This window comes from Nocardia sp. NPDC055053 (assembly GCF_053608285.1).
This window is the reverse complement of record NZ_JBSGVD010000011.1, coordinates 203872-213665: the sequence shown is the minus strand read 5'-3', so window position 1 is coordinate 213665 and position 9794 is coordinate 203872. Positions and strand designations below refer to the sequence as shown.

8 protein-coding genes are annotated in these 9794 nt (G+C 68.4%); 3 read left to right on the top strand and 5 right to left on the bottom strand.

The window, feature by feature from the left end:
* Positions 1-108: 108 nt before the first annotated feature.
* Positions 109-684 (bottom strand): putative glycolipid-binding domain-containing protein, encoded by a 576-nt coding sequence (locus ACWF82_RS14810; RefSeq protein ID WP_452501424.1) that lies wholly within the window; start codon positions 682-684, stop codon positions 109-111.
* Between the two features lie 383 nt (positions 685-1067).
* Here ACWF82_RS14810 and ACWF82_RS14805 point away from each other — a divergent pair, with 383 nt between their 5' ends.
* Together ACWF82_RS14805 and ACWF82_RS14800 are read left to right on the top strand one after the other, a co-directional pair.
* Positions 1068-2909, top strand: a complete 1842-nt coding sequence (locus ACWF82_RS14805; RefSeq protein WP_452501422.1) for an ABC transporter ATP-binding protein — start codon at positions 1068-1070, stop codon at positions 2907-2909.
* Positions 2906-4642: an ABC transporter ATP-binding protein gene (locus ACWF82_RS14800; protein ID WP_452501420.1), complete on the top strand. Its 1737-nt coding sequence runs from the start codon at positions 2906-2908 to the stop codon at positions 4640-4642. The genes ACWF82_RS14805 and ACWF82_RS14800 overlap by 4 nt, the downstream gene beginning before the upstream one ends.
* 55 nt (positions 4643-4697) lie before the next feature.
* Here the strand turns inward: ACWF82_RS14800 and ACWF82_RS14795 are convergent, their stop codons facing one another.
* The 3 genes from ACWF82_RS14795 to ACWF82_RS14785 form a co-directional block, all read right to left on the bottom strand.
* Positions 4698-5117, bottom strand: a complete 420-nt coding sequence (locus ACWF82_RS14795) for a TIGR03667 family PPOX class F420-dependent oxidoreductase (protein WP_452501418.1) — start codon at positions 5115-5117, stop codon at positions 4698-4700.
* Between the two features lie 86 nt (positions 5118-5203).
* Positions 5204-6562, bottom strand: a complete 1359-nt coding sequence (locus ACWF82_RS14790; protein WP_452501416.1) for an alpha/beta hydrolase family protein — start codon at positions 6560-6562, stop codon at positions 5204-5206.
* Positions 6563-6689: 127 nt separating this feature from the next.
* Positions 6690-7397, bottom strand: a complete 708-nt coding sequence (locus ACWF82_RS14785; RefSeq protein ID WP_452501414.1) for a siderophore-interacting protein — start codon at positions 7395-7397, stop codon at positions 6690-6692.
* 133 nt (positions 7398-7530) lie between these two features.
* On the opposite strand from ACWF82_RS14785, the gene ACWF82_RS14780 reads away from it, so the two are divergent.
* On the top strand, positions 7531-8847 hold the full coding sequence (locus ACWF82_RS14780) for a SidA/IucD/PvdA family monooxygenase (protein WP_452501412.1): 1317 nt from the start codon (positions 7531-7533) through the stop codon (positions 8845-8847).
* A gap of 91 nt (positions 8848-8938) precedes the next feature.
* Here ACWF82_RS14780 and ACWF82_RS14775 read toward each other — a convergent pair whose 3' ends face one another.
* On the bottom strand, positions 8939-9604 hold the full coding sequence (locus ACWF82_RS14775; RefSeq protein ID WP_452501410.1) for a GNAT family N-acetyltransferase: 666 nt from the start codon (positions 9602-9604) through the stop codon (positions 8939-8941).
* Positions 9605-9794 lie beyond the last annotated feature (190 nt).

Genomic DNA, 9794 nt, shown 5'->3' with positions numbered 1-9794 from the left:
CCGTTGCTTGCTCCTTCGTCGCCTACGCAACGGCGCCTGACCGGCGGGACGGCCGCGACGGCCGACTTCGTCGGCCTGCCCTCCCTAGGGGTCGGGCGTGCGGGGCGGTCAGGCGGTGCGCTCGGCCAAGCCTGGATAGTCGAAGATCAAGCCCGACTCGTCGTAGGCCAGGGTGGCGCGGAAGCCGACGGCCGGGGCGCTGTAGTCGTAGCGCTGACCAGCCTCGTCGGTGATCCGGCGATAGTGCTGTGGCAGCCGGGTCACCGCGAGGTCGGCGGCGCGCACGTACACGGCCGGAGCGTCCGCCGCGTCGCCGACCGCCAGGTGCAGCCGGTGCACCGGCAGCGCGTTGGTGAACGCCGACGCCTCCAGGTCGACATCGAGACATCCGTCGAGTTCGGGGGAATGCACCCCGTCGACCTGCCAGCGCCCGAGCCCGTCGGACTGCAGCGTGAGCGAACGCCGGGCGTCGGGATAGCGGCCGGTGATCCGCGCCGACCGCGTATGCCAGCTGCCGTCGACCCGGAGCCGATAGTCGATCGCCCAGGGGAGGCCGTCCTCGACCGCGGTCGCGCACCCTTCGACGAAAACCCCGCGATCATCGTCGCGGAAATAGGTCACTTCGAATCCGATGCGCGCCTCGCGATGGAGCCAGGCGGCCGAGGATGGCAGCGGAGTGAACACGAGAAAACGTTAACCGGCCCGCTGATCGAGCACCATCAATTTCGCTTCGACAAGGGTTTGCCGAGCCCGCCGCCGCACCCGGCACAGATCGACGCTGCATTCGAGATGAATCTGCATGGCCCGGTGCGCTTGATCGGGTGTCAGGTTTCCCGGATCGGCCTGGCAGTCCGCAATCGCCGAAATTATTGACGTGACAAACATTTTCGCTCTCCCGCCGCGCTCAGTGATTTAGAGGTAGGGAGGAAATTACGCCCGGAATGTCGAATTGCCGAGGGGGTTGACTGGCAGTTCACACAAGCTTCCCCGGTCGGCCACGACCGCTCAACTTAGGCTAACCTACCCTTGGCACATTTGCCGTGGACAGGTCGAGAGGGCGAGAAGTTATGACGGTGCAGGTAGCGCCGCCGCCGGGGGCGGAGTCGGGGAACCGGCCACCCAAGGCGGTCGCGAAAGCGCAGAAACAACAGGAAGCGCAGGCGCGCAAGGAGATTCTGGCACCGGTGTCGGGGATGCTGACGTTGGCGAGCCTGCTCGTCGCCGTCGCCTCGGTCTGCACCGTCGTGCCGTTCCTGCTGATCGTGGCCGCCTGCCGGGAACTGCTGGAAACCCCGGTAGACACCGATCGCGTGTGGTGGCTGTTCGGCGCGGCCGTTGTGGTGCTGATCGTGCGCGCGCTGCTGCAGGCGGTGGCGCTGACCTGGTCGCACGCCGTCGACGCCGGCTACCAGCTGACCCTGCGCAGGCTGCTCGCGGACAAATTGACCCGGGTGCCGCTCGGCTGGTTCGGTGAACGCAGCTCCGGCGAGGTCAAGACGTATCTGCGCGACGACGTGGAGGCACTGCACTACCTCGTCGCCCATGCCCGGCTCGAGTTCGTCGGCGCGCTGGTGGTCCCGCTGGTCACCCTCGGCTACCTGTTCACCGTCGACTGGCGGCTCACCCTGGTGCTGCTGATCCCGCTGATCGCCTACTTCGTCCTGTTCGGCAAGATCATGGACCGCGACGGCCGCGACCGGCTCGCCGTCTACACCCGCTGGGAACGGCGCACCTCCGAGGCCACCATCGAATTCGTCGACGGCATCCAGGTCGTCCGGGCGTTCGGTCAGGCGGGCAAGGCGCACACCGAGTTCCAGAGCGCGGTCGACGGTCAGGTGCAGGCGGCGCAGCGGATGAAGATGCCGATCATCCGCGTGCAGTCGGCCTCCGACATCGTCGTCATGCCGGTCTTCGTCATGCTGATCATGGTCGTCGGTGGGCTGGCTTTCGTCGGCCTCGACTGGCTCAACCCGCTGGACCTGCTGCCGTTCCTGCTGGTCGGCCTCGGTATCGGTAGCTCGCTGCTCGGCCTCGGCTACGGTTCGCAGGCGCTGCGGGCCGGTGGCGCCGCGGCGCTGCGGCTGCACGAACTGCAGCAGACCCCGGAGCTGGATACCGCGCCGACGACGAGCACCGGCCCGGCAAGCCAAGCCGGTGTCGTCCGCTTCGACGGCGTCGAATTCGCCTACCGCACCGGCCATGACGTGCTGCGCGGAGTCGATCTCGAACTGCACCCCGGCACCATCACCGCGCTGGTCGGCCCGAGCGGCTCCGGCAAGTCGACCCTGGCCAAACTGCTGCCCCGCTTCTACGACGTCGGCGCGGGCCGGATCACCATCGACGGCCGCGATATTCGCGAGTTCACCAGCGAAGATCTCTACCGCACCGTCGGCTTCGTGTTCCAGGATGTGCGCCTGATCCGCGGCTCGATCCGGGAGAACCTGCTGCTCGCGCGCCCGGATGCCGACGACGCCGCCATCGAACGGGCGAGCAGGGCCGCCCAGATCCACGACCGGATCATGGCGCTGCCGCGCGGCTACGACTCCGAGATCGGTGTCGACGCGTCGCTGTCCGGGGGTGAGGCGCAGCGGTTGTCGATCGCTCGCGCGCTGCTGGCCGACACCCCGGTGCTCGTCCTCGACGAGGCCACCGCCTTCGCCGACCCCGAATCCGAGGCCGCGGTCCAGGACGCGCTGGCCGCGCTCGTCGCGGGCCGCACCGTGCTGGTGATCGCGCACCGGCTGCACACCATCACCGGCGTCGACCGAATCCTGGTGCTGGAGAACGGAACGCTCGTCGAGCAGGGCACGCACGCCGAGTTGCGCGCCGCCGGTGGGCTGTATCAGCGGCTGTGGGAGATCAACGAGGCCGCGCTCGGCACGCTCGCCCTGGTGGAGGAAACACGATGATTCGCAAGGTTTTCCGCCTCGTCCCCGCGGAGTTCGCTCCGCTGATCCCGCGCTTGCTCGCCGCCATCGTGGTGCAGGCGCTGTGCCAGGCCATCGCGTATCTGCTGCTGGTTCCGGTGCTGGAAGCGCTGTTCGGTGACGACCTGAGCGGCGCCTGGCTGTGGGCGCTCGGCATGGCCGTGGCCGTGGCCGGTGTGGTCGTCTTCGGTTACCAGCAGGCCGTGATCGGCCTGCGGATCGGTCTCGGCATGCAGCGTGGTCTGCAGACCCGGCTCGGCGATCAGCTGAACGCGTTGCCGCTGGGCTGGTTCGAGGACCGCGACGCGGGCCCGCTCTCGCGGGTCATGGTCGAGCAGGTCCGCGAGATGCAGGGCCTGATCGCCTACCTGCTCACCAAGGTGCTCACCGGCATCATCGTGCCGCTGGTCGTCGCGCTCGGGATGCTGTTCATCGACTGGCGGATCGGGCTGGCCATGCTGCTCGCCGCGCCGGTGCTCTACCTGGTCAACAATCTCGCGAACCGCGCCTACACCGGCGCCGACGCGCGCCTGCACACCGCGGCGGCCGAAGCCGATTCCCGGGTGGTGGAATTCGCGCAGGCCCAGCCGGTGCTGCGCGCGTTCGGCGCGGTCGGCGCCGGTAACAAGGCGCTCGACGCCGCGCTGGTCGGTCAGCGTTCGGCGGTGCGGAAGATGATGGTCGCGACCGTGCCCGGTCTGATCGTCTTCGCGCTGTTCGTGCAGGCGGTGTTCCTGGTGCTGGCCTACATCGCGGTGGTCCAGGTGACCGACGGCTCGATCTCCGCCGCCGCGGCGATCGCGCTGATCGCGGTGAGCTCGCGCTTCATCGAGCCGGTGAACCAGGCCGCTCAGCTCGGCGCCGCCCTGCGTTCGGCCGCCGCGGCCGCCGACCGGATCACCGATCTGCTGGCTGAAAAACCGCTGCCCACGCCCACCGAACCGGTGACGCCCGGCGCGGCCGCCGTGGTCTTCGACGAGGTCAGCTTCGGCTACCGCCCCGGCGAACCCGTGCTGTCGGACCTGACCTTCACCGTCCCGGCGGGCACCACCACCGCCATCGTCGGGCCGAGCGGTGCGGGCAAGACCACCCTGCTGCGACTGGCCGCCCGTTTCTACGACGTGGACTCCGGCGCGGTCTCGGTCGGCGAACACGATGTGCGCGAACAGCCTTCGGACACCCTGCTCGACCAGCTCTCGCTGGTCTTCCAGAACGTCTACCTGTTCAACCGCTCGGTCGCCGACAACATCCGCATCGGCAAGCCCGACGCCACCGACGCCGAACTCGAGCGCGCTGCCGTCGCCGCCAGGGTCGACGAGATCGTCGACCGGCTGCCCGACGGTTTCGGCACCGCGGTGGGTGAGGGCGGCGCGTCGCTGTCCGGCGGTGAACGCCAGCGCGTGTCGATCGCCCGTGCCCTGCTCAAGGACGCCCCGATCGTCCTGCTCGACGAGGCGACCAGCGCGCTGGACCCGCACAGCGAGGCCGTCGTCGTGCGTGGCATCCACGAACTGACCAAGGACAAGACGGTTCTGGTCGTGGCGCACCGGCTCTCGACCATCGCCCACGCCGATCAGATCCTGTTCCTTGACCAGGGCCGCATCGCCGAACGCGGCACCCATCAGGAGCTGCTTGATCTCGGCGGCCGCTACGCCGCGTTCTGGAACGAACGCGAGCGCGCGACCGGCTGGCGGCTCGAGCCCGTCTCCGCCTGACCCGCGACGAAAAGGGCCGCCCCGCCAGCACGGCGAGACGGCCCTTTTCGTGTATTCAGAAGCCGCGAAGGCGATCCGGAGTGATGTGGATCGGGATCGAGTAGGTCTTGTAGAAGTCGGCCTCCGACATCTTGATCTCGGCGAAGCCCTGGGTGTACTTGCGCGAATAGCCGGCACGCACGGCCTCGCTCACCGCCTCGCCGATCCGGGCGGTTCCGGTGAATACGGCGATCTCGCCACCGGCGGCGGAGCTGTTGAAATTCAAGGCGACCCGCGGGTTGCGTGCCAGATGCCGCAGTCGCTTCGCCGTCGGCTCGGTGTAGATGAGGAAGGTGCCGTCCTCCCACAGGAACCACACGGGGTTCGGCTGCGGTGTATCGCCCGCGCCGATCGTGGTCAGCCAGATGAGGTGCTCGTCGGCCAGCCGCTTGGCGACAGTGGCACCGAAGGGTGTGCTTTCATCGAGAACGGACACGGGCGTACTCCTCGCGAGTGGTGGTTTCCGTACTGCGTTCCGCCGTCCACCTTGACCGAAATCGCCCCCGTGCGCCACCCGCCTCGCTAGCGGCGCACCGGGCCGCCCGTGACCCCGGCATGGCTGGTCGCGGCGTGGTCGACCTCGCAGTGTCTACCCAGCAGGAACGGCGTCAGGATGTCGTTGGTGGCGCGTTGGGTGTTCGCCGCGCCCCTTGACCCGCCGGTCAGCTCGGTCACCACGAAACGCACGGGGGCGGCGAGGAATTGGGGGACATCGGTGAAGCTGTAGTGGTCCGCCTCGCTGAACTCGTAGCGGAAACCGGGCGCCTGCAACCGTTCCAGCAGACTCCGATTCCCGTCGAGGTAGCGCTGAGAGTGGCCGGTCTCGGCATGATCGCTCTCCAGCAACAGGACCGGCCGGTTCAGCGCGCGCTCGGGGAGGTCGCCGTAGAGAGTGCCGTCGAGATTGGCTGCGGCGGTGAATCGTTGGTCGGCCGACAGTGCCGCCAGTGCGGCGGCGCCGCCGAGGGAATGTCCGATCACAGTGAGATGCGCGGGATCGAGCCTGTTCTCTAGCGGGCCGAGGATTTCCGGGCGGGCCAGCTGATCGAGGACGAATCGCAGGTCGGCAGTGCGGGTTTCGACCCGTTCGGTCATGAATCGGATCGCGTCGGGGTCGTCGGCGGCGATGTTCTCGACGGTCGTGGCGATGGTGCCGTCGGCGAGCTCGGTCACGGCCGATTCATAGGGATGGTCGACGGCGAGGACGATGAAACCGCGGCTGGCCAGGTCGGCGATGAGCCCGGAGTAGAAGGCGCGCGGCGCGCCGTAGCCGGGGGAGAACAGAACCACCGGCCAGCGGTCCCTGGCCGGTGACACCGGGACATCGGCCGTCGCGTTGGTGTCGATGCTGAGGTCCGACAGCAAGAAGCCCGGAATCCCGGACACTCGCGACGGTAGCTGGTCTCGCCCGTCGAGATACACCCACTGCCGACCGGACTCGATCTCGGTCGGATACCACGCCTGGACAACGACATTGCGCCGATCATCGGCCGTGGTCGCCGGCTCGGGCCGCTGCTCGTCGACCCACCGGAAGATCTCCGACCCGACCGCGTAGGGCCCGGTGGGTTCAGGCAGTTCCGGGGAGGGCGGAACCGCCCACGGCAGGATCGACACCACGGCGAGCACGCCGATCCCGGCGCGGAACCACACCCGGCGGCGAGCCCCGGCGGCATCGGTCACCACGAACGCGAACATCAGCGCGATCAGCAGATACAGCGGCCACCAGTGCCAATAGCCTTCGAGGACCCAGAGCAGAAGGCTGCCGATGATGAGCACCGGCAGGGCGAACGGTGCCACCCGCCTGCCGATCCGCGGCGCCGCGACCAGCGCGGTCGCGAGCGCCACGGTGGAAACCAGCAATACGGCATGAATGACAGACACGGGCGCTCGATTCGACCTGATCGGCTCGGGAGTTCCCGACTTGCCCGATCAGCTTGCCGCAGTATCGACTACGCCCGCATCAGCCGTGAGGACCGATCGCCGTCAGCCTGGGGGATGACGCCCGGCCTCACTTCCAGTAGGCCTGCGACTTGACCGCGGTCTTGGGCAGCGCGTGCTGGCCCTTGAGAGCCTTTACGATCGAGCGGGTGGTGTGGCCGTCGCAGGCGACCCACGCGAACGCGTCGGCGGGGCAGGTCATCTCCTGCGCGGCCTCGCGCATCAGGCGGCCGTCGTCGATGCGCTGCAGCCAGGTGAGCTGGTGGTGCGGCTTGTTGCGCACCGGGATGGTCTGGTCGGACTCGTACTGCCATTCCAGCCAGACTCGCGCCGGGGTGTCGCCGATGGCGTCGAGCAGCGAATTGATGGCGGGCAGCGAGGCGGTGTCGCCGAAGACGACGTACTCGCTGGGAGTCTGTTCCGGCAGCTGGAAGTCCGAGCCGAGCACGGTGACGTCGAGGATGTCGCCCGGCTTGGCGCGGAGCGCCCAGTCGGCGGCCGGGCCGTTGTGCAGCGCGAAGTCGATGCTGGCGGTGTCGGCCTCCGGGTTCGGGTCGACGAGGGTGTAGCCGCGGTGGTGCAGCTTGTCGCTCTCGGCGTCCGGAATCCACAGGCGGACCCACTGGGTGGGGTGCACCGGGTGGTCGGCGAGCAGTCCGCCCATGGTGAAGCCGATCCGCACGAACTTGTCGGTGATCTGCTCGTTGGATGTCACCGTCAGCTTGTAGTCGGCGCCGCCCCAGGCCTTGGTAATCAGGCCATTCAATCCCTTACCCATGCCGTTAGGTTAGCCTAAGGTCACTTGTTTGTCTGCATAGGCGTTCGCGGGCGCGTTTGGTCAGATAAGGTAAGCCTATGCAAATATGGGAGCCGTGTCCGGGCAATCGCCCTGTGGACGATCCCGGCGCGATATGCGTGAGAGAGTGGAGAACAAACCGGTGGAAACCCTCCTGGTAGTCGGCGCGGGGCCGAAAGCCCTTGCGGTGGCAGCGAAATCGCATGTCCTGCGCACCCTCGGCCTGCCCGCCCCACGCGTTGTCGTCGTCGAGTCGCACGCGGTCGGCGGCAACTGGCTACCCAGCGGCGGCTGGACCGATGGTCAGCACCGGCTCGGCACCAGCCCGGAAAAGGACATCGGCTTCCCCTACCACTCCACCTGGGCGCGCGGGCACAACCGCGACATCGACCAGGCGATGTCGGCGTTCAGCTGGACCTCGTTCCTGATCGAGCACGGCACCTTCGCCGAGTGGATCGACCGCGGCAGGCCGAGCCCGCAGCATCACGTGTGGGCCAAGTACCTGCAGTGGGTCGCCAAGTCCATCGACCTCGAGCTCGTGCTCGGCCGGGTCGAGCAGATCCGCCACGGTGGCAACGCCGTCGGTGACCAGTGGCAGGTCGGCGTCGTCGACGCCGACGGCAACCGCACCGAGCTCACCGCCGACGGTCTGATGATCACCGGCCCCGGCCGCAGCAGCCGCGCGCTCGCCGAACACCCGCGCGTGCTCAGCATCGCGAAGTTCTGGGACCTCGCGGGCAAGCGCAGCCTCCCGGCCGCCTCCCGCGCCGCGGTGATCGGCGGCGGCGAGACCGCGGGCTCGGCCCTGGACGAGCTCGTCCGCCACGAGATGCTCACCATCTCGGTGATCTCGCCGATGGCGACGCTCTACACCCGCGGCGAGAGCTTCTTCGAGAACTCGCTGTTCAGCGACCCGGTGAAGTGGAACGCGCTGAGCATCCAGGAACGCCGCGACGTCATCCGGCGCACCGACCGCGGCGTGTTCTCGGTGCGCGTGCAGGAAAGCCTGCTCGGCGACAACCGGGTGCACCACCTGCAGGGCCGGGTCACCAAGATCGCGCCGCAGGGCGAGTCGCTGTCGCTGACCCTGACCAACGAGCTGCGCGCCGACCAGGTGCACAACTTCGACCTGGTCGTCGACGCCACCGGCGGTCAGCCGCTGTGGTTCCTCGACATGTTCGACCAGCAGACCGCCGACCTGCTCGAGCTCGCGGTGGGCGGCCCGCTGACCCAGCAGCGCATCGAGTCCTCGATCGGCTACGACCTGGCCGTCACCGGACTGGCCGGCAAGCTGTACCTGCCGAACATGGCCGCGATGGCCCAGGGCCCCGGCTTCCCCAATCTCAGCTGCCTCGGCGAACTCTCGGACCGGGTGCTGCGCACCGAGCGGGTTCGGGCGCGGGCGGGGGAGCGGGCCGCCGCCGCACGCTGAGCGGCCGGAAGACTGGCGTAATCGTGCAATCGGCGCCGCGGCAGTCAGAAAACTGACTGAGTGAAGGCGGATTGCACGATTACGCCGGTGATCAGGGACGGGCGACCGGCATGTCATCGGGGGTGCGCGGCGCCGCGTAGAGCGCGATACGGCGGTCGGGACGCACGTCGAATTCGTCGACCAGGTGGAAGCCCGCCTTGGACAGGCTGCGGCAGATGGCTTGGTTGCGGTGGTCGGGATCGCCCATGACGCGGCGGCAGTCGGGGTTCGCGGCGAAGACCGCGGTGACCATCGTGGCGATCCAGCCGGTCATGATGCCTTTGCCGATCACGGCCGGATCGGCGGTGGCGATGTGGAAGCCGATGTCGCCGGGAGCCGAGTCGTAGAGGCGGCCGATCTCGTCCTTGGCGGCGCGGTAGAACTCGACGTAGGCGATGTCGCGGGTGCCGAGTTCCGGCTGACCGAGCACCGCGAAATCGAGGCTGAGAACGCACGGGCGCGAATAGGTTCCGGCCAGCTGCACCTGGAAATCGGTGCGGCGGCGATCGGCGTCCCAGTCCTGTTCCCACGACTCGAGCAGGTGCGGGCGGGCCATCCACTCGGCGAGCAGTTCGGGATCGGTGCCGTCCGGGTCGGCCATACGCAGGGCGAAGGGCGCCGCGAAGATCGGCAGCGCCGGCGCCGGTGCGGCGGCCACCTCGGCGGGCAGATCAGACTGCTCGCGGGGTAGCGCGTAGAGGGTCCCGGCGGGATTCATTTACTCCGTACTCCATTTCAATCGTAATCTTCGTCACGTCGATTGGTAAGGCTAGCCTATACTAATGCCTTGGTGTTACTGTTGCCCGACCGATCGCCCGGTGGTTGCCAGCCATGGCGGAACCGGGTCGGTCTCGGGTGCAACAGGATTCGCCCCGGTCCCGGACGACTGTGTCGGGCCGGTCCGTGCC

Bases quoted from the DNA above. Each gene is read 5' to 3' on its own strand.
- ACWF82_RS14775 (WP_452501410.1), bottom strand. From the start codon at position 9,604: ATGAATCCCGCCGGGACCCTCTACGCGCTACCCCGCGAGCAGTCTGAT.
- ACWF82_RS14780 (WP_452501412.1), top strand. From the start codon at position 7,531: ATGCGTGAGAGAGTGGAGAACAAACCGGTGGAAACCCTCCTGGTAGTC.
- ACWF82_RS14805 (WP_452501422.1), top strand. From the start codon at position 1,068: ATGACGGTGCAGGTAGCGCCGCCGCCGGGGGCGGAGTCGGGGAACCGG.
- ACWF82_RS14800 (WP_452501420.1), top strand. From the start codon at position 2,906: ATGATTCGCAAGGTTTTCCGCCTCGTCCCCGCGGAGTTCGCTCCGCTG.
- ACWF82_RS14785 (WP_452501414.1), bottom strand. From the start codon at position 7,397: ATGGGTAAGGGATTGAATGGCCTGATTACCAAGGCCTGGGGCGGCGCC.